The 18,694-nt window shown below is 68.3% G+C and carries 15 protein-coding genes and 1 pseudogene; 12 read left to right on the top strand and 4 right to left on the bottom strand.

Features of this window, described 5'->3' with window-relative positions; all coding sequences use genetic code 11:
• Nucleotides 1–88: 88 nt before the first annotated feature.
• Entirely contained in the window at nucleotides 89–991 is a 903-nt protein-coding gene (locus tag AC1DS6_RS36215; RefSeq protein WP_477104304.1) for a LysR family transcriptional regulator, read from the bottom strand.
• A gap of 107 nt (nucleotides 992–1,098) precedes the next feature.
• On the opposite strand from AC1DS6_RS36215, the gene mdlC reads away from it, so the two are divergent.
• The 5 genes from mdlC to AC1DS6_RS36190 all read left to right on the top strand — a co-directional run bounded on the left by mdlC (nucleotide 1,099) and on the right by AC1DS6_RS36190 (nucleotide 7,736).
• On the top strand, nucleotides 1,099–2,703 hold the full coding sequence (mdlC, locus tag AC1DS6_RS36210; RefSeq protein WP_477104303.1) for a benzoylformate decarboxylase: 1,605 nt from the start codon (nucleotides 1,099–1,101) through the stop codon (nucleotides 2,701–2,703).
• Nucleotides 2,704–2,761: 58 nt separating this feature from the next.
• The gene (locus AC1DS6_RS36205; RefSeq protein WP_477104302.1) at nucleotides 2,762–4,213 is read left to right on the top strand and encodes an aldehyde dehydrogenase; all 1,452 of its coding nucleotides are present in this window, start codon (nucleotides 2,762–2,764) and stop codon (nucleotides 4,211–4,213) included.
• 78 nt (nucleotides 4,214–4,291) lie between these two features.
• On the top strand, nucleotides 4,292–5,245 hold the full coding sequence (locus AC1DS6_RS36200) for a ketopantoate reductase family protein (protein ID WP_477104310.1): 954 nt from the start codon (nucleotides 4,292–4,294) through the stop codon (nucleotides 5,243–5,245).
• Nucleotides 5,246–5,328: 83 nt separating this feature from the next.
• The gene (locus tag AC1DS6_RS36195) at nucleotides 5,329–6,702 is read left to right on the top strand and encodes an MFS transporter (RefSeq protein ID WP_477104301.1); all 1,374 of its coding nucleotides are present in this window, start codon (nucleotides 5,329–5,331) and stop codon (nucleotides 6,700–6,702) included.
• Between the two features lie 179 nt (nucleotides 6,703–6,881).
• The gene (locus tag AC1DS6_RS36190) at nucleotides 6,882–7,736 is read left to right on the top strand and encodes an alpha/beta fold hydrolase (protein WP_477104300.1); all 855 of its coding nucleotides are present in this window, start codon (nucleotides 6,882–6,884) and stop codon (nucleotides 7,734–7,736) included.
• Nucleotides 7,737–7,746: 10 nt separating this feature from the next.
• On the opposite strand, the gene AC1DS6_RS36185 is transcribed toward AC1DS6_RS36190, so the two are convergent.
• Nucleotides 7,747–8,298 (bottom strand): DUF934 domain-containing protein, encoded by a 552-nt coding sequence (locus tag AC1DS6_RS36185; RefSeq protein WP_477104299.1) that lies wholly within the window; start codon nucleotides 8,296–8,298, stop codon nucleotides 7,747–7,749.
• Nucleotides 8,291–10,030, bottom strand: coding sequence for a nitrite/sulfite reductase (locus AC1DS6_RS36180; protein WP_441633143.1), 1,740 nt, complete (start codon nucleotides 10,028–10,030; stop codon nucleotides 8,291–8,293). Before AC1DS6_RS36180 ends, AC1DS6_RS36185 begins: the two co-directional genes overlap by 8 nt.
• Before the next feature lie 443 nt (nucleotides 10,031–10,473).
• On the opposite strand from AC1DS6_RS36180, the gene AC1DS6_RS36175 reads away from it, so the two are divergent.
• From AC1DS6_RS36175 to AC1DS6_RS36165, 3 genes and pseudogenes are all read left to right on the top strand, one after another.
• Nucleotides 10,474–11,541: a maleylacetate reductase gene (locus AC1DS6_RS36175; protein ID WP_477104298.1), complete on the top strand. Its 1,068-nt coding sequence runs from the start codon at nucleotides 10,474–10,476 to the stop codon at nucleotides 11,539–11,541.
• A 51-nt stretch (nucleotides 11,542–11,592) separates the two neighbouring features.
• Nucleotides 11,593–12,066, top strand: a pseudogene (locus AC1DS6_RS36170) (NAD(P)-dependent oxidoreductase); the annotation flags it as partial.
• 33 nt (nucleotides 12,067–12,099) lie between these two features.
• A complete protein-coding gene (locus AC1DS6_RS36165) occupies nucleotides 12,100–12,483 on the top strand; it encodes an NAD-binding protein (protein ID WP_441633177.1) in 384 nt (127 codons plus the stop codon).
• A gap of 12 nt (nucleotides 12,484–12,495) precedes the next feature.
• On the opposite strand, the gene AC1DS6_RS36160 is transcribed toward AC1DS6_RS36165, so the two are convergent.
• Complete coding sequence (locus tag AC1DS6_RS36160) at nucleotides 12,496–13,410, bottom strand: LysR family transcriptional regulator (protein ID WP_045236578.1); 915 nt, start codon at nucleotides 13,408–13,410, stop codon at nucleotides 12,496–12,498.
• A gap of 313 nt (nucleotides 13,411–13,723) precedes the next feature.
• On the opposite strand from AC1DS6_RS36160, the gene AC1DS6_RS36155 reads away from it, so the two are divergent.
• The 4 genes from AC1DS6_RS36155 to AC1DS6_RS36140 all read left to right on the top strand — a co-directional run bounded on the left by AC1DS6_RS36155 (nucleotide 13,724) and on the right by AC1DS6_RS36140 (nucleotide 18,629).
• Entirely contained in the window at nucleotides 13,724–15,055 is a 1,332-nt protein-coding gene (locus AC1DS6_RS36155) for an amidohydrolase family protein (protein WP_477104297.1), read from the top strand.
• Nucleotides 15,056–15,206: 151 nt separating this feature from the next.
• On the top strand, nucleotides 15,207–16,715 hold the full coding sequence (locus tag AC1DS6_RS36150) for a sugar ABC transporter ATP-binding protein (RefSeq protein ID WP_477104296.1): 1,509 nt from the start codon (nucleotides 15,207–15,209) through the stop codon (nucleotides 16,713–16,715).
• The gene (locus tag AC1DS6_RS36145) at nucleotides 16,708–17,664 is read left to right on the top strand and encodes an ABC transporter permease (RefSeq protein WP_477104295.1); all 957 of its coding nucleotides are present in this window, start codon (nucleotides 16,708–16,710) and stop codon (nucleotides 17,662–17,664) included. The genes AC1DS6_RS36150 and AC1DS6_RS36145 overlap by 8 nt, the downstream gene beginning before the upstream one ends.
• Nucleotides 17,661–18,629, top strand: coding sequence for an ABC transporter permease (locus tag AC1DS6_RS36140; RefSeq protein ID WP_477104294.1), 969 nt, complete (start codon nucleotides 17,661–17,663; stop codon nucleotides 18,627–18,629). Before AC1DS6_RS36145 ends, AC1DS6_RS36140 begins: the two co-directional genes overlap by 4 nt.
• Nucleotides 18,630–18,694: the final 65 nt, after the last annotated feature.

Raw genomic sequence — 18,694 nt, 5'->3', positions numbered from 1 at the left:
GTGGCGCTCTGCTTTGGCGGCAGCTCCGGGCGGGCAGCGGCCTGATCATGGCCGGCGATATGGCCAGGTCGATTCAGGCGCAGGCCGGTCAGGCCGCGGTCAGCTGGCGCAGCGCTTCCAGCAGCTTGACCGCTGGGCCTGGCAAGATGCCCTGACGCCGGCGGAACGCCGTCAGCGTGCGCTTGCCGACCCCGCCCGGAATGTCCAGGATATCGATCACGCCGGCCTTGCGCTCGGCGTCGACCATCGGCTCGGCCATCCAGCTCAGGAATCCCGAGCGTGCAACCAGGCTCTTCAATGCGGTAACGGAGCGCGTTTCCACCACGATATTCGGCAGGCCCAGCCCCTGGGCTGCAAACACGTCCCGCATATGCTCGAACGGCCCGGTGCCCCTGGGCGGGATGGCCCACTGCTGTTCGAGCGTGTCGGCCAGGCATAGTCCCGGCTTGCGCCGCAGCGGATGGTCCGGCGCCGCCACCACGTAGCTGCTGTCCTCCCAGCGGCAATCGGCGATGGCCTCGATTTCGTCAGTATCGGGCGCGCGGATGCTCAGCGCGAGATCGATCTCATGCCGGATCAGGCCCTCCGCCAGGCGGTCCCACACGCCTTCCGTAATCTCCACCCGCAGGTTTGGCCACGCTTTGGTCACCCGGCCGACCGCCAGCGGCAGCACCAGGCTCGCAATGCTGCCCACCGCGCCCACCTTGATGGTCCCCTTGGCCAGCCCCCGCATGGCATCGATCTCCTCGCGCGCATGCTCGGCCTCGCGCTGCAGCAAGGTGGCATGCGGCAGCAGCGCGCTACCTACCGCCGTGAGCTGCATGCCTTTGGAGTGCCGCTCGAACAGCGGGGCGCCCAGTTCGTCTTCCAGGCGCTTGATCGCGCGGCTCAGCGCGGGCTGGGTGACATGCAGCGCTTCGGCCGCGCGGCCCAGGCTGCCGCTGGCGACGATGGTGGTGAAGGCCTTCAGTTGTCGCAGATCGAAAGTCATGCGCAAACGTAATGCCTTTTTATGGAAAAGGCAATATTCAAGTAAGGGTGGGGCGCCGATACTTTGCGAATCGTTCAATCGACTCAACCGCTTCATTGGGAGAAGGCATGACCGGTAGTACCAACTCCGTTGCAGGTTCCGCGGCCATCACCGTGCGCGACGCCGTGATCGACCTGCTGCGCCAGTTCGGCATCACCTCGGTGTTCGCCAATCCCGGCTCGACCGAACTGCCGATGTTCCGGGATTTCCCCGCCGACTTCCGCTATGTGCTCGGCCTGCAGGAGGCGGTGGTGGTGGGCATGGCCGACGGTTTTGCGCAGGCCAGCCGGAACGCGTCGCTGGTGAACCTGCATTCGGCGGCGGGCGTCGGCAATGCGATGGGCAACATCTTCACCGCGTTCAAGAACCGCACGCCGATGATTGTCACGGCGGGCCAGCAGGCGCGCTCGATCCTGCCGTTCGATCCCTTCCTGTCGTCCACGCAAGCCACCGAGCTGGCCAGGCCGTACGTCAAATGGAGCATCGAGCCGGCACGCGCCGCGGATGTGCCGCTGGCCATGGCGCGGGCCTATTACGTGGCGATGCAGGAGCCGCGCGGCCCGGTGCTGGTGTCGATCCCGGTGGACGACTGGGACCAGCCGGCCGAGCTGGTGGCTGCGCGCGCGGTCAGCGCCGAGGTGCGGCCGGACCCGGTGGCGATCGGGCGCATCGGCGCCCAGCTGGATGCCTGTGAGTGTCCGGCCTTTGTCGTCGGCGGCGCAGTCGACCGTGCCGGCGCCTGGGACGAGGTGGTGCGCCTGGCCGAGACGCACAACGCGCGCGTCTATGTGGCGCCGATGTCCGGGCGCTGCGGCTTCCCTGAAGACCATCGCCTGTTCGGCGGCTTCCTGCCTGCCATGCGCGAGAAGATCGTCGGCCAGCTGGGCGGGCACGACCTGATCCTGGTACTGGGCGCGCCGGCCTTTACCTACCATGTGGAAGGCGCCGGTCCCCATGTACCGGCCGGCGCAACGCTGTACCAGCTGATCGACGATCCCGCCATCGCGGCCTGGACACCGGTGGGCAGCTCGGTGGTGGGCAATATCCGGCTCGGCGTGCTCGACCTGCTGGCGCGTCCCGCGCCCGGGGCGCGCCCGTTGCCCGCCCCGCGCCAGCCTCGTCCGCGTGCCGAACCTACGCGGCTGATGTCCACCGCCTACGTGCTCCAGACCCTGGCCGAGGTGCGCGATGCCGCCGACATCGTGGTGGAGGAAGCGCCCAGCGCGCGTCCCGTCATGCAGGGCTACCTGTCCTTCACGCAGAGCGGCACCTTCTACACCATGGACAGCGGGGGCCTGGGCTACGGCATGCCCGCCGCCGTTGGCGTGGCGCTGGCGCGGCCGGGGGCGCGTGTCGTCGCGCTGATCGGCGACGGCTCCAGCATGTACTCGATCCAGGCCATCTGGAGCGCGGTCCGGCTCAAGCTGCCGATCACCTTCGTGATCCTCAACAACGCGCGCTACGCCGCGCTGCAGGATTTCGCGCCGGAGTTTGGTTTTGCACCGACTGATCCGGTGCAGGGCACGGACCTGCCGGGGATCGATTTCGTGGCGCTGGCGAAAGGCATGGGCTGCGAAGGCGTACGCGTGCGGGACGCTGCGCTGCTGCGCGACGCGCTGGCCGACGGGCTGCGCTCGCCGGTACCGAAGCTGGTTGAAGTCGAGGTTGCCTGAAACACAAACCTGACCCGCAGGAAAGCAAGCCGCAAGAAAACAAACAAAGGAGACAAGGATGCAGACGATTTCGTTGCTGATCGACGGCCAACCACGCCAGGCGGCCAATGGCGCCACCTTCGCGCGCCGCAATCCGCTGGACGGCAAGGTGGCCACCGTTGCCCCGGCCGCCACGGTAGCCGATGCGTTGTCGGCGGTGGACGCCGCCGCCGCGGCCTTCGACGCCTGGGCCGCCACCGGCCCGGGCGAGCGCCGCGCGTTGCTGACCAAGGCCGCGCACGCGCTGGAAGCCCGGGGCGAAGCCTTTGCCGCCGCGATGGCCGCCGAGACCGGCGCATCCGCCATGTGGGCCGGCTTCAACGTGCACCTGGCCGCGGCCGGCTTGCTCGAAGCGGCTTGCCTGACCACGCAGATCCACGGCGAGGTCATTCCGTCCGACGTGCCGGGCAGCCTGGCCATGGGCGTGCGCCAGCCGGCCGGCGTGGTGCTGGGCATGGCGCCGTGGAACGCGCCGGTGATCCTGGCCGTGCGTGCCATCGCGTTGCCGCTGGCCTGCGGCAATACCGTGGTGCTGAAGGGGTCGGAGATCTGTCCCGCGACGCACGGGCTGATCATCGAAGCCATGCGGGAAGCGGGTTTGCCCAAGGGCGTGGTGAACTTCGTCACCAATGCGCCGGCCGATGCGGGCGAACTGGTGGAAGCCATGATCGCCCATCCCGCGGTGCGCCGCGTGAACTTCACCGGTTCCACCCGGGTGGGTAAGGTCATCGCCGCAAGCTGCGCCAGGCATTTGAAGCCGGTGGTGCTTGAACTGGGCGGCAAGGCTCCGCTGCTGGTGCTGGACGATGCCGATATCGATGCCGCCGTGGCCGCCGCCGCCTTTGGCGCGTTCGCCAATTCCGGCCAGATCTGCATGTCGACCGAGCGCATCATCGTCGACAACAAGATTGCCGACGCCTTTGTCGCGCAACTGGCGGCCAAGGCCAGCGCGCTGCCGCTGGGCGATCCGCGCAAGGGACCGGCCGTGCTGGGCTCCGTGGTGGACATGAGCACCGTGGAGCGCTGCAATGCCCTGATCGACGACGCCCTCGCCAAAGGGGCGAAGCTGCTGTGCGGCGGCAAGGCGGACAACACCCTGATGCCGGCGACGCTGCTCGATCACGTCACGCCGCGAATGCGGATCTACGCGGAAGAGTCGTTCGGCCCGGTCAAGGCCATCGTGCGCGTCAACGGCGAAGCCGAGGCCATTGCCTGCGCCAACGATAACGAGTACGGGCTGTCGTCGGCCGTGTTCAGCCGCGACGTGGCGCGGGCCATGAATGTGGCCCGGCGTATCCAGTCCGGCATCTGCCATGTCAATGGCCCGACGGTGCACGACGAGGCGCAGATGCCCTTCGGCGGCGTGAAGGGCAGCGGGTTTGGCCACTTTGGCGGGCAGGCCGGCATCGCCGAGTTCACCGACCTGCGCTGGGTCACGGTGCAGACGACGCCGCGCCACTACCCGTTCTAGTCTCCAGGCAGCGGGGCTTGCCGCCTCGCACGAACGCATCCATGCAACCAGCGCCGCGCCGCGGCCGCCAAGCCAATGATCAAGATCGCAATCCTCGGGGCAGGGGCCATGGGCTCGCTGTTTGGCGCACGCCTGGCCGAAGCGGGCCATGACGTTACCTTGCTCGATATCAACGCCGCGCATCTCGACGCGATCCGCCGCCACGGCCTGCGCCTGCAGACCGATGAGGCGGACCGGCGGGTGCACGGCATGCAGGCCGTGCGCCCGGAGCAGACCGGCGCCATTCCCGACCTGCTGATCGTCTTCACCAAAGCCATGCACACGCGCGCCGCGATGGCGGGCGTGCGTCACCTGCTGGGGCCGGAGACGATTGTGCTGACACTGCAGAATGGCCTGGGTAGCGTCGAGACGATTTGCGGGTTCGTGTCCGTGCAGCGGGTGCTGATTGGCATCACCACATGGCCGGCCGACCTGGTTGGCCCCGGGCACGTGCAGTCGCATGGCGAGGGCGTGATCCGGATGATGAGCGCCGATGGCGTGGACCGGTCCGTCGTGGCGGGGACCGTAGCGGCACTGGATCGCGCCGGCATGCATTGCAAGGCCGATACCGACGTGTGGGCCGCGATCTGGGAAAAGGTGGCGTTCAATGCCGCGCTGAATCCCCTGTGCGCGGTCACCGGCAGCACGGTGGACCAGCTGGGCAGCATCCCGGATGGTCCGGCGCTCGCCTTCGCGGTGGTGGGCGAGGTGCTGGCCGTGGCCAGGAGCCATGGCGTGGCTGTCGATGCGGATAAGGTCGGTGCCAGCGTGCTGCACGCCATCGAGTACCACATCGGCCACAAGCCATCCATGCTGCAGGACATCCTTGCCGCCCGCCGCACGGAGATCGATGCGATCAACGGCGCCGTCGTGGCCGCGGCGCAGCGGCACGGGGTGCCCGTTCCGTGCACCGAAGCCCTGATGCAACTCGTCCGGCTGATCGAGACCCGGGCGGGCGGCCACGGGCTGGATGCCAGTCCGGTCCTGCACTGAGTGGCGGCACGCCACTCTTGAAACCCGATACAAGAGCAAAAGGCGCTGGCGCCCGCCAGGACGCCAATCGACAGGAGACACCCATGCATACCCAAGCCGGCGCGTCGATCGATGTGGGACGCGTACTAGACGACGGCCCTTACACCACCATGCAGAAGATCGTCGTGGTGCTGGCGGCGCTGTCCATCGTGATGGACGGCTTCGATGGCCAGTTGATCGGTTTCGCCATTCCCGTGCTGATCAAGGAATGGGGCATCACGCGCAGCGCCTTCGCACCCGCGGTGGCGGCGGGGCTGGTGGGCATGGGCATCGGCAGCGCCTGCGCCGGCCTGTTCGCGGACCGCTTTGGCCGCAGGTGGGCCGTGATCGGCAGCGTCTTCCTGTTTGGCACGGCCACCTGCGCCATCGGTTTTGCCCCGGACACCACGACGATTGCCGTGCTGCGCCTGATCGCCGGGCTTGGCATCGGCGGCGCGTTGCCAAGCTCCACCACCATGACGGCCGAATTCACCCCGGCGCGCAGCCGCACGCTGGCGGTGACGGCCACCATCGTCTGCGTGCCGCTTGGCGGCATGCTGGCCGGCCTGTTCGCCAGCGTTGTCCTGCCGGCCTATGGCTGGCGCGGCTTGTTTTTTATCGGCGGCGCCCTGCCGCTGGGCCTGGGCGTGCTGCTGATGCTGGTGCTGCCCGAGTCGCCGCGTTTCCTGGTGCGCCGTCCCGCCCGCTGGGATGAGCTGCGCCGGCTGCTCGGCCGCATGTCCAGGCCGCTGCCGGCGGACGCCGTCTTCACCGACCTGGCCGAGCGCGATGCGGAGCGCCGCAAGGGCTTCGGCGCGCTGTTCGCGCCTGGGCAGGCGCGCGATACGCTGGCGATCTGGTGCGCCTTCTTCATGTGCCTGCTGGCGGTCTACAGCGCCTTTAGCTGGCTGCCGACCATGCTGGCCTCGGAGGGACTGAACGTGGCGGTCGCGGGTTCCGGCCTGACGGCCTACAACCTCGGCGGCGTCATCGGCGCGCTGTGCTGCGCGGTGGCCATCACCCGCTTCGGCTCGCGCTGGCCGCTGGCGATCTGCTGCGCCGGCGGGGCGGCCAGCGCGCTGCTGCTGCAAGGCGTGGACGTGCGCCACAGTACGGGATTGCTGATCTTTGGCCTGGGCGTGCACGGCATGTTCGTCAATGCGGTCCAGTCGACCATGTACGCGCTGTGCGCCTTCGTGTACCCCACCGCGGTGCGCGCCACGGGCACCGCATCGGCGCTGGCCTTCGGCCGCCTCGGGGCGATCCTGAGCGCGTTCGCGGGCGCGGCGGTGATCACCGCAGGCGGCGCGTCGTCCTATCTCGGCATGCTTGGCGCGGCGATGGCCGCGGTGCTGGTGGCGCTGCTTGCGGTCAAGGGGCATATCCCGAAGCCGGCGCGGCCCGCCGCCCGGGGCGACGCAGCCCTCGCGCGTTCCTGACCGCACGCTGGCCCTGCCCGGTTGCCCGGTTGCCCGGATGTCGCTTCGCCTGGCCGGGGAGGGTACATCCGGAATTCGCTATGATCCGGGATCGGAACCGTTTCTCGCGCGGCCGGCTTCTCCACGTTCGCCAAGGCAATCGGCCGCGCCGGGAGGCAAGCCGGCGCGCGCCCATGCCCATGACCCAGATAAGCAGCAATACCCCTGTCAACCCGGAACAGCCTCGGGCGGAGGCGGCCGCCCTGGCGCATCGGGCGGAACGGATCGTGACCGGTGCCGGCGGCTGCCGGGTGGTCTGGCGCCGCTTCGGCGAAGGGCGCCCGGTCATCCTCTTGCATGGCGGACATGGCAGCTGGCTGCACTGGGTGCGCAATATCGAGGCGCTGGCTGCGCAACGCACGGTCTGGGCGCCGGACATGCCCGGCTTTGGCGAGTCGGATGACATCGTCAGCGATCTGTCCGTCATGGCCGGCACGCTCGCGGCGGCGATCCGACAGTTGCCCGGCTGCGCGGACGAAATCGACCTCGCCGGCTTCTCGTTCGGCGGGCTGGTCGCAGCGAACGTGGCCGCCGCGCTTGGCACGGTGCGCCGGCTTGCCCTGCTGGGTTCGGCCGGGCACGGCGGCATTCGCCGGCAGCAGCGCGCGCTGGTGGACTGGCGCAAGGCGGCGGACGGCGCGGCGCTGGCGCAGGCGATGCGCTACAACCTGGAGGCGTTCATGATCGCGGACCCGGCCAGGGTCGATGCCATGGCCCTGTACGCGCACACCGAGTCATGCCGGCATACACGCTTTCGCAGCAAGAACATCTCGCGCGCGGGCGGCCTGCGCGACGCGCTGGACCGCTTCGGCGGCGAAGTGCTGCTTGCATGGGGCGAGCACGATGTGACGGCCGACCCGGCCGCGGCGGTGGCGGCCATGACTCAGGGCAGCGTGCAGCGGCAGGGCCGCATCATCCCGGATGCGGGGCACTGGGTCCAGTACGAGGCGCACGAGCCAGTCAACGCGCTGCTGGGCGGGTGGCTGGCAAGATAGCGTCCCGCGCCTATGCCGCCAGGGTGGACGTGGATGCGTACGTCTTCTGGTAATGCACCGTGAACGTGCCCAGCGCGGCGAGGGCGGCCTGCGGGTCGTGGCTCGGCTTGACGGCGAACGCATCGAAGCCGCAGCGGGCCATGTAGTGCACCGTATCGATCATCACGTCGCCCACCGCGCGCAGCTCGCCACGCCAGCCGTATTGCGTGCGCAGCAACTGGGCCAGCGAATAGCCGCGCCCGTCGGTATAGACCGGGAAGTCGATCGCCAGGTGCGCGATGCCGGTCGCATCGATGACAGTGGCGCCCGCGTCCAGCAAGTCTTCCGGCTCCGCATCCGGCGCCAGGTACACGGCCACCGGATGGCGGCGCGCGCGCAAGGCGACGCGGGTGGCCCGCCAGGTGTCAAGCGTGACCAGCCAGCCATCTTCGTCGGGCGGCATGGTCGAGCCGGCCACGCTCTCGTCCGCCACGAAGGCGCGCCAGATGTCGGCTTCGAGCCGGCCGTTGCGGATCACATTGTTCAATTTGTCGGACTGTGGCAGGTATTGGGTTTCAGGCACGGGCCACCTCCGCCTGCTGCCGCCGCGCGACGATCCGCGGGTCCTGGTAGACCGCCTGCTTGAAGGGATCCACGCCGACGCGCTCGACCACGTCGATAAACCGCTCCGCCTCGCTGTCGCGCAGGGACAGGTAGGTGTCGATCAGCAGCGCGACCACGTCGGGGATTTCATCGCGCGCGAAGGACGGGCCGATGATGCGGCCAATGGCCGCGCCCCCGCCCTTGTGCTGGTCAAGCAGGGCATGGCCGGCGGCGCCGTTCTGGCGCCCGCCGACGGTGACCTGGTACCACTCCTCGCCGGCCTTGTCGACGCCGAGGATGCCGATATGGCCGACGTGATGGTGCCCGCAGGAGTTGATGCAGCCGGAGATGTTCAGGTCCAGCTCGCCGATTTCGAACAGGTAGTCCAGGTCGTCGAAGCGGCGCTGGATGGCCTCCGCCAGCGGAATCGACACGGCGTTCGCCAGCGAGCAGAAATCCCCGCCCGGGCAGGCGATGATATTGGTGAGCATGCCGATATTCGCGGTGGCCAGGCGCAAGGCATCCAATTCCAGCCATAGCGCGTACAGCTGGCTGCGGCGCACGTCGGCCAGGATCAGGTTCTGCTCATGCGAGACGCGCAGCTCGCCAAAGCCGTAGCGGTCCGCCATATCCGCCACCGCATCCATCTGGTCCGCGGTGATGTCGCCGGGGGGCGCGCCGGTGGCTTTCAGCGACACGGTCACGGCGGCGTAGCCGGGCACGCGGTGCGCATGCACATTGCTGCGCAGCCAGCGGGCGAAGCGGGGCTGGGCCGCCGTCAGGGCAGGGCCGGGGCCGGGCTCGTCCGCCGCGCCGGGATCGTAATCCGGCGTGGTGAAGCGGCTGGCCACGCCTTTCACGAAGTCCGTGCTGACCGTATCCGGGCCGCCGCGAATGCGCTGCCATTGCTCGTCAACCTGCTGCGCGAACACGCCGGGCGTCAGGTCTTTCACCAGGATCTTGATGCGCGCCTTGTACTTGTTGTCGCGCCGCCCGTGCAGGTTGTAGACGCGCAGCGTGGCCTGCAGGTAGGTCAGCAGATCGGACCAGTGCACGAAGGCGTTGATCAGCTTGCCGACCATCGGCGTGCGGCCCATGCCGCCGCCCACCCAGACCCGGAAACCCAGTTCGCCGTCGCGCTCCACCGCCTGCAGGCCGATGTCGTGCACGCCGACCGCGGCCCGGTCCGTGGTGGCGCCGCTCACGGCGATCTTGAACTTGCGCGGCAGGAAGGCGAACTCCGGATGCAGCATGGACCACTGGCGGATGATCTCGCACCACACCAGCGGGTTCACGACCTCGTCCGGCGCCAGGCCCGCGAAATGATCGGTGGTGGTGTTGCGGATGCAATTGCCGCTGGTCTGGATCGCATGCATCTGCACGGTGGCCAGCTCCGCCAGGATGGCGGGCGCGTCTTCCAGGCGCGGCCAGTTGAACTGCATGTTCTGGCGTGTGCTGAAGTGCCCGTAGCCGCGATCCCAGCGGCGCGAGATCTCGGCCAGCTTGCGCAGTTGCCGGGACACCAGCATGCCGTAGGGAATCGCCACGCGCAGCATGGGCGCATGCCGCTGGATATAGAGGCCATTCTGCAGGCGCAGCACGCGGAACTCGTCTTCGGTGAGCTGGCCGCTGAGGAAACGTTCGGTCTGGCCGGCGAATTGCGTAACGCGCTGGTCGACCAGTTGCTGGTCGATCTCATCATATAAGTACATGGGGCACTTCCAGGTTTGCCGTGCGGGAAACGGGCAATGTCGCCGCCGCCGGCGAGGGGCTTGTGGGTAGCCATCAGGCTAGCGCCCCTGATGCGGGCCGAACAGGATCAGTTGGTGCGCGTTCGGCACGGAGCAGCGGCGGCGCGGGCTGTCATGTGCGTTCGGGTGCGCTCTGGTGCGCTCTGGTGCGCTCGGCATTGGCGAACGCGCTGGCCATGCGGTCCCCGCGCAATCCCTGGCAACTGCGCCGTGTGTCCGCGATTCTTCCTTTCCCGTCAAGACTGTTTTCCCTTCCCGGCATTTCTTTCCGCCACGCGGAAGGCTAACGTGCGTAACGAGTCTGCGGAGTCCGCGCGCGCCGCCTGCCCGCTTGCAGGTCCCGGCGCGGGCAAGACCCGCGGAGCGGGCGCAGATCCAGACCGATCCGAAGGAAGACCAAGCCTATGCCAAAGTCGTTTGTCTATACGGCCCAGCCCATGCGCGTCCTGTTCGGCGCGGGCACCTTGAGCCAGGTTGCGCAGGAGGTGGAGCGCATGGGTGCGCAACGCGCGCTGGTGCTGTGCACGCCGAACCAGACGGAGGAGGCGCTGCGCGTTGCGGAATTGCTGGGGCCGCTCTCGGCCGGCATCTACGCCGGCGCCATCATGCACGTGCCTCTCGAGACCGCGCGCGCGGCTGCCAGGCACGCGCAGGCGTTGGGCGCGGATTGCGCGATCGCCATCGGCGGCGGCTCGACCACGGGGCTGGGCAAGGCGATCGCGCTGACCTCCGGGCTGCCCATCCTGGCGATTCCCACCACCTACGCGGGCTCGGAGATGACGCCGATCTACGGCATCACCGATGCCGGCCTGAAGAAGACCGGCCGCGACCCGCGCGTCCTGCCCCGCACCGTGATCTACGATCCCGAACTTACCGTCGGCCTGCCGGTTGCCATGAGCGTGACCAGCGCGCTGAACGCCATCGCCCATGCGGCGGAAGGCCTGTATGCCGAAGATGCCAACCCGGTGACGTCGCTGATGGCCGAGGAGGGAATCCGGGCGCTGGCCAGCGCGATCCCCCGTATCTGCGAGGTCCCGTCCGATCTCGACGCCCGCGCCGATTGCCTCTATGGCGCGTGGCTCTGCGGCTCGGTGCTGGGCAGCGTCGGCATGGCGCTGCACCACAAGCTGTGCCATACGCTGGGCGGCAGCTTCAATCTGCCGCATGCCGAAACCCATACGGTCGTGCTGCCGCACGCCATAGCCTACAACGCCGGTGCCGCCCCGGAAGCGATGGCGAGGATCCGGCGTGCCCTTGGCAGCGAGCACATTTCAGCGGCGCGCGGGCTCCATGACCTGGCTGCCCGCCACGGCGCGGCCACCGCGCTGCGCGATATCGGCATGAAACGAGAGGACCTGGACCGTGCCGCCGAAATCGCGCTGGCCAACCCCTACTGGAATCCGCGCCCCATCGAAAGCGCGCCGATTCGCGAATTGCTGCAGGCTGCCTTTGAAGGCCTGCGCCCGGACTGAGACGCAACCGGCGCGCAACCGCCGCGCAATCACGCCAAGCACACAACGAACTGGAGACAAACCATGCAGATCGGCTTCATCGGAACCGGCAAGATGGGCTTGCCCATGGGACGCCACCTGGCCGCGGCCGGCCACTCGGTCGAAGGCTTCGACCAGTCCCCCGCGGTGCTGGAAGCTGCCCGTCAGGCAGGGCTCGGGGTGGCAGGCTCGCTGGCGGAGGCAATCGCCGGCAAGGATGTCGTAATCAGCTCCCTGCCGCACGACGCGGCCTTCGAGGCGGTCGGTGCCCGGCTGGCTGAACTGGCCGCGCCGGGCACGCTGTATATCGATACCAGCACGGTGTCGCCGCAAGCGTCCGCCCGCGTTGCCGCCATGCTGGCGCAGCGGAACATCCAATACCTGCGCGTGACGGTATCGGGCAACAACAAGATGGCGGAAGCCGCGCAACTGACGGCGCTGGTCTCCGGTCCGGCGGCGGCGTACGAGATAGCGCGCCCGTTGCTGGCGGCCCTCGGGCCGACGCAGTTCTACCTCGGCGAAGCCGAGGAAGCTCGCCTGATGAAGCTGGTGGTGAACCTGATGATCGGCCTGACCTCCGGCATGCTTGCCGAAGCGCTGGCGCTGGGCGCCAAGGGCGGCCTCAAATGGCAGGACATGTGGTCCGTGATCACCGCCAGCGCGGTGGCCGCGCCTATCGTCAAGGCCAAGTCGGCGCAACTGGTGGAGAACGACTACACGCCGACGTTCACCGTGGACCAGATGCTCAAGGATGTTGGGCTGATCCTGGACGCCGGCGCCAGCTTGCGCGTGCCGTTGTCGCTCACGGCGCTGCTCGGCCAGATGCTGCAGGGCGCGGCGGCGCAGGGCATGGCCGCCGACGACTACGCGGCGGTGATCAAGTCGGCGCGGCTCACCGCCGGCCTGCCGGCGGTGAGTGCCTAGCGCGCGGCGGCCTCACGACGTCCATTTGCGCTCGTAGTCCATGCGCTCGAAGTGCGCCACCAGGAAATCGATGAACAAGCGCACCTTGGCGGCCAGGTAGCGTCGGCTCTGGAAGGCGATATTGATGGTGAGCCGGGGCAGGTCCCAGTCGTCCAGCACCGGGATCAGCCGGCCGGCAACGATATCGTCATAGACGATGTACTTGGGCTGCACCAGGATGCCCAGGCCTTCCAGCGCGGCGGCGCGTATCACCTGGCCGTCGTTGGACTCCAGCTTGCTGCGCACCGTGACTGATTTCTCCTCGCCGTTGCGGGTGAAGGTCATCTCGTGCGGCCGGTTCGCGTAGGAGTAGATCAGCATCTGGTGGCGCAGCAGGTCCTCGACCTCGCGCGGCGTGCCCATGCGGCCCAGGTAGCGCGGCGAAGCGGCCAGGATGCGACGCGTCTCCGCCAGCCGGCGCACCGTGAGGCCGGAGTCGGGCTCGAACTCGCGGGTGCGGATGGCCAGGTCGATGCCGCTGTCCATGATGTCGTAGTAGCGGTTGGCCGCGAGGATATTGACGTCCACCTTCGGATAGAGCGCGGTGAAGTCGGGCAGCAGCGGCGCCAGGTGTTTCATGGAAAACGACAGCGAGGCGGTGATGGTCAGCGTGCCGCCCGGCTCCAGCACATTGGCGTTCACGGCCGCCTCCGCTTCTTTCATTTCCGCCAGCACACCCTTGCAGCGCCGGAAAAACTCGTGCCCCACGTCGGTCAGGTACAGCCGCCGCGTGTTGCGCTCGATCAGCCGCGCCGAGAGGCGCTCCTCAAGCGAAGCGAGGTAGCGGCTTGCCGCCGCATTGGAAATGTCCAGGCTCTCGGCAGCCTTGGTGATGCTGCCCAGTTCGGCGATCTGAACGAACAGTTCGAATTCGGTCCAGCGGTCCATCTTGCGTCTCCCCGTGTGCGGCTTCTCCTCCCTTGTCCTGGCCGGATTCCCTCGCCAGGTGGAAAGAAGATTTCCTGATCCGTCGTTTTTTTCCGTTTTCCGGGAGTATAGAGTTTGTTCCAACGGATGTCAGGTGCTTGATTCCGCCGCTGGCGGCGAATGCGCACGGCACGACAGCCCACCCGAAGAAAGCCAGAGTGGCGCGCCGGATACCGGCAGCGCCGCCGCGCCAAGGAGACCATTCCATGCTCGCATTCCGCTTCGCTTGTCCCCCGCGTCTTGTTTGCCTTTCGCGTTAAGGAGGACAGCGCTCATGTCACGCATCCTGGTAAGCGGGGCGACCCTGGTCACGATGGAGCCCACCCTTGGCGAGTTCACCGGCGACCTGCTGATCGAAGGCGAGCGCATCGCCGCGATCGCGCCGCGCATCGACGCGGGTGACGCGGAACGGATCGACGCGCGCGGCTTTATCGCGGCGCCCGGCTTCGTCAACGCGCATATGCACACCTGGCAGACCGCGCTGCGCGGGGTGGCTTCCGGCTGGACGCTGACCGGGTATTTCCGGCAGATGCACGCGGGGCTGGCCACGCGCTTCACACCGGAAGACATTGGCATCGCCACGCTCGCCGGCGCCTGGAACCAGCTGGACTGCGGCACCACCACGCTGGTGGACTGGTGCCATAACAATCCCACCCCGGCGCATAGCGATGCCGCGCTGGACGCGCTGGCGCAGTCCGGCATCCGCGCGGCCTTCCTGCACGGCTCGCCCAAGCCCGACCCCAAGCCCGGCGCCATGCCGTTCTGGGAAATGCCGCACCCGCGCAGCGAGGTGGAGCGCTTGTCAAAGCGGCTGCAAGGCTCGTCCTTGCTTAGCCTCGGCCTGGCCATCCTGGGCCCGCACTACTCGACGCTGGACGTGGCGCTGCACGACTTTGCCCTGGCGCGCGAGTTCGGCCTGCTGGCCAGCCTGCACCAGGGCGGCGGCAGCGCGCGCACGCCGGATGGGTGGGAGCGGCTGGAGCGGGCGGGGCTGCTCGGGCCGCATATCAATATCGTGCACGGCAACAACCTGACGGACGAACAGCTTGCCCGTTTCGTCGGCCTGGGGATGAGTTTCTCCGTGACGCCGGAGAACGAACTGACGCAGGGCCATGGCTTCCCGATCACCGGCCGGCTGATGCGGCTGGGCGCGGCGCCGTCGCTTGGCGTGGACCTGGAATCGGGTCTGTCCGGCGAGATGTTCATTGCCGCGCGGATTGCGCTGGGCGTACAGCGTGCGCTGGACCATGCCGCCTACCGGCAACAGCACGGTGACATCGGCCCCACCCATGCGGCGAGCTGCCGCGACGCGCTGGACTGGATCACGCTGGCCGGCGCGCGAATGCTCGGCATGGAAGACCGCATCGGCTCGCTGGCCGTGGGCAAGCAGGCCGACGTGGTCCTGATCGACGCGCGCAAGCTCAACATGATGCCGCTGCACGACCCCGTCAGCGCCATCGTGATGCAGGCGAGCCTGGCCAACATCGACAGCGTGTTCGTGGCGGGCCGGGCGCGCAAGCGCCACGGGCGGCTGCTGGTGGACGGGCTGGCGGGCAAGCTTGAGAGGCTGCGCGAGTCCGGCGAACGGCTGGCGGCGGGGCGGTAGGGAACAAGGGATGTCCCGGGGCGAAAGGGACGGCGGCCGCATCAATCCGCCACCAGCGCCTGAAGAACCACCAACCAGAAAAGGAGGAGACCATGCATCGACAACCTGCCACGCGCGGCATCGGCGCCGGCGCGATCCACAGGCTCGCATCATGAACGCCATCACGGAAATCACGCCGCTGTTCGAGATGCGTGGAATCAGCAAGCACTTTCCGGGCGTGAAGGCGCTGGACGACGTGTCGTTCAGCATCTATCCCGGCGAAGTGCATATGCTGCTGGGCGAGAACGGCGCCGGCAAGTCATCGCTGATGAAAGTCCTGTGCGGCGTCTATGTGGCCGATGCCGGCGAGTTCTATCACGAGGGCAACCCCGTGACGATCGCCAGCCCGGCCGACACCATGCGGCTCGGCATTGCGGTGATTTTCCAGGAATTCTCGCTGGTGCCCTACCTGGACATCGCGCAGAACATCTTCCTCGGCCGCGAGCCCGCAGGCCGCATTCCCGGCTCCGTCGACACCGCCGCAATGCACGCCGAAGCGCGCCGCATCCTCGACATCCTCGGCATGGAGGTGAGCACGCGCACGCCGGTGCATGAACTGGGCGTGGCGCAGCAGCAGATGGTGGAGATCGCCAAGGCGCTGTCGCAGAACGCCCGCATCCTGGTGCTGGACGAACCCACCGCCGCGCTGTCCGACCGCGAGACCGAGAAGCTGTTCGCGGTGATCGCACGGCTGAAGGCGGATGGCGTCTCGATGATCTACATCTCGCACCGCATGGCCGAGGTCTTCGCACTCGGCGACCGCATCACCATCCTGCGCGACGGCCGCAAGGTGGGCGCCTGCCTGCCCGGCGACGCCTCGCCGGACGAGCTGGTGGCGCGCATGGTGGGCCGCAAGGTCGATATGAGCTATAGCCGCGAGCGCGGCGCGCAGCCGGGCGAGGTGGCGCTCGATGTGCGCAACGTCAGCGCTGACAGCGGCATCACGGAGATCAACCTGCAAGTGCGCGCCGGCGAGATCGTCGGCCTGGCGGGGCTGGTGGGATCGGGGCGCAGCGAAGTGGCGCGCGCCGTGTTTGGCGCCGACCCGATCCGGCAGGGCGAAATCAGGATTTTCGGCCAGCGGCTCGCCGGGGGGCCGGACCGCGCCCGCGAACTGGGCGCCGCGCTGATCCCGGAAAGCCGCAAGTCCGAAGGGCTGGCGCTGATCCGCACGGTGCGGGACAACCTGCTGCTGGCCGGCCTGCGGCGCGCGTTTCCCTCGCGCTGGTATCGCGCCGACAAGGCCGAGGCGCTGGCCGCGCGCGAGATCGCGCGGCTGCGCATCGCCACGCCCGATGGCGACCAGCTTGCGCAATTCCTCTCGGGCGGCAACCAGCAGAAGATCGTGATCGGCAAGTGGCTGGTGGCGCAAGCCAGGCTGTTCATCTTCGACGAGCCCACGCGCGGCATCGACGTGGGCGCCAAGGCGGAGATCTTTGCGCTGATCGACAGCCTGGTCAGGCAGGGCGCGGGCGTGCTGCTGATCAGTTCCGAACTGCCGGAAATCATCAATGTCTGCGACCGCACCTACGTCATGCGCGGCGGCCGCATCGCCGGCGAGGTCGCGCATGGCGAGATGACCGAAGAACGCATTCTGCAACTGGGGATGAACGATGCTTGATACCAACGCACTACCGCGGCAGCCGGGCCGGCCGTTCGGCAAGCTGCCCGGCTCGGTCTGGGTGCTGCTGCTGCTTTCGCTGGTATTCAGCGCCACGGGCTCGGGCTTCCTGAGCGTGGACAACCTGCTGAACATCGGCACGCAATCCACCATCCTGCTGCTGATCGCCTTGCCGATGACGCTGATCATCATGACCGAAGGCCTGGACCTGTCGATGGGCGCCGTGCTGACGCTGTGCGGCGTGGTGCTGGCCATGGTGATGGTGTCCACCGGATCGCTGCCGCTCGCGCTGGGCGCGGCGCTCCTGACCGGGCTGGCGTTCGGGCTGCTCAACGGCGCGCTGGTGTCGTGGCTGGAGATTCCGCCCTTCGTGGCGACGCTCGGCACGCTCGGCGCCGCGCAGGGCCTGGCGCTGGTGGCCACCGATGGCCAGAGCGTGGTGGGCATCGGCGACACCATCCCGCTGATCTATTCCGGGCAACTGCTGGGCATTCCCTTTCCCATCTGGATCGCCGTGGCGTTCTACGGCCTGTTCCACTGGCTGCTGTACCGCACCCGCTTCGGCGCCTATGTGTTCGCGCTGGGCGGCAACCGCGAGGCGCTCAAGTTCTCCGGCGTGCGCATCAATGTCTGTCTCATCGCGGTGTATGTGCTGGGCGGGCTGATGGCCGGCGTGGCCGCGCTGCTGCTCACCGCACGCATGAACGCGGGGCATCCCACGGCGGCCATCGGGCTGGAGTTCGATGCCATCGCCGCGGTGGCGGTGGGCGGCACCACCTTCGACCGCGGCAACGGCTGGCTGCCCGGCACGGTGGTGGGCGTGCTGGCGGTGGGCGTGCTGCGCAACGGGCTCAACCTCGTCGGCGTGCAGTCGTCGGTGCAGGTGGCGGCGATCGGCGTGCTGGTGCTGGTGGTGCTGCTGATCGAATCCTTCAAGGGGAAAGCATGAACACGGCGACTCTGTTCCCGCCACTCTCGGCGGATGCCCGCTCGTTTGCCTACCGGCTGTTTGCGCTCGGTTTGCTGTGCCTGCTGCTTGCCGTGGCGTCCGACGCATTCCTGACGCTGAGCAATATCCTCAATGTGCTGCGCCAGGCCAGCCTGCTGTTCCTGCTGGCATCCGGCGTGACGCTGGTGATCCTCACCGGCGGACTGGACCTGTCGGTGGGCGCCAATGTGGCGATGTCGGCCTGCGTGGCGGCCACCGTGATGAAGGCCACGGGATCGACCACGCTCGGCGTGGGCGCGGGGCTTGGCACCGGCGCGCTGATCGGCCTGGCCAACGGGCTGCTGGTGGCCATGCTGCGCATCCCGCCCTTCATTGCCACCTACGGCATGTTGTGGGTGCTGCACGGCGTTACCTACTGGTTCATGGCGGGCGAGACCATCCATGGCTTTCCGCCGGCGTTCCGCGCCATCGGCAGCGGCTACTTGCTGGGTGTGCCGGTCCCGGTCTACCTGATGCTGCTGTTCCTGGTGGCCGGCACCGCCATGTCGCAGAAGACCGTCTACGGGCAGGAGATCTACGCCATCGGCGCGAATCCCGTGGCAGCCCGGCTTTCGGGCGTTCCGGTGAAGCGGCGGCTGGTGCTGGTGTATCTGGTGAGCGGCGCGATGGCCGGCATCGCCAGCCTGGTGTTCCTGGCCCGGCTCAACTCGGCCGAGGGCGACATCGGCGAGGCCTTGACGCTGCCCGCCATTGCCGCGGTGCTGATCGGCGGCACCTCGCTGTTCGGCGGCGTGGGCCGCGTATCCGGCACGCTGGTCGGCGCCATCATCCTGACGCTGGTGCTCAACGGCATGAACCTGCTGACCGTGAGCGCCAACTGGCAGCCCCTGGTGACCGGCGTGATCGTCGTGCTGGCGGTATTCCTGGACACGCTGTCGCGCAAGCGGCTGGGTGTCAGGCCGTAAGTCAGGCCGCAATCCTGCCGGCGCGGCGGCGGGCGCCGCCGCGCATGGCCCTTCATCAAAAACCA

This window comes from Cupriavidus sp. 05L310, from assembly GCF_056398185.1.
Note: the sequence above shows the minus strand (reverse complement) of the source record. Positions and strands in the feature narration are given on the sequence as shown.

What these genes read in the sequence shown, in the direction of transcription:
- mdlC (WP_477104303.1), top strand. Translation starts at nt 1,099, where the DNA reads ATGACCGGTAGTACCAACTCCGTTGCAGGTTCCGCGGCCATCACCGTG.
- AC1DS6_RS36180 (WP_441633143.1), bottom strand. Translation starts at nt 10,030, where the DNA reads ATGTACTTATATGATGAGATCGACCAGCAACTGGTCGACCAGCGCGTT.
- AC1DS6_RS36215 (WP_477104304.1), bottom strand. Translation starts at nt 991, where the DNA reads ATGACTTTCGATCTGCGACAACTGAAGGCCTTCACCACCATCGTCGCC.
- AC1DS6_RS36150 (WP_477104296.1), top strand. Translation starts at nt 15,207, where the DNA reads ATGAACGCCATCACGGAAATCACGCCGCTGTTCGAGATGCGTGGAATC.
- AC1DS6_RS36145 (WP_477104295.1), top strand. Translation starts at nt 16,708, where the DNA reads ATGCTTGATACCAACGCACTACCGCGGCAGCCGGGCCGGCCGTTCGGC.
- AC1DS6_RS36195 (WP_477104301.1), top strand. Translation starts at nt 5,329, where the DNA reads ATGCATACCCAAGCCGGCGCGTCGATCGATGTGGGACGCGTACTAGAC.
- AC1DS6_RS36175 (WP_477104298.1), top strand. Translation starts at nt 10,474, where the DNA reads ATGCCAAAGTCGTTTGTCTATACGGCCCAGCCCATGCGCGTCCTGTTC.
- AC1DS6_RS36140 (WP_477104294.1), top strand. Translation starts at nt 17,661, where the DNA reads ATGAACACGGCGACTCTGTTCCCGCCACTCTCGGCGGATGCCCGCTCG.
- AC1DS6_RS36165 (WP_441633177.1), top strand. Translation starts at nt 12,100, where the DNA reads ATGAAGCTGGTGGTGAACCTGATGATCGGCCTGACCTCCGGCATGCTT.
- AC1DS6_RS36190 (WP_477104300.1), top strand. Translation starts at nt 6,882, where the DNA reads ATGACCCAGATAAGCAGCAATACCCCTGTCAACCCGGAACAGCCTCGG.
- AC1DS6_RS36155 (WP_477104297.1), top strand. Translation starts at nt 13,724, where the DNA reads ATGTCACGCATCCTGGTAAGCGGGGCGACCCTGGTCACGATGGAGCCC.
- AC1DS6_RS36160 (WP_045236578.1), bottom strand. Translation starts at nt 13,410, where the DNA reads ATGGACCGCTGGACCGAATTCGAACTGTTCGTTCAGATCGCCGAACTG.
- AC1DS6_RS36205 (WP_477104302.1), top strand. Translation starts at nt 2,762, where the DNA reads ATGCAGACGATTTCGTTGCTGATCGACGGCCAACCACGCCAGGCGGCC.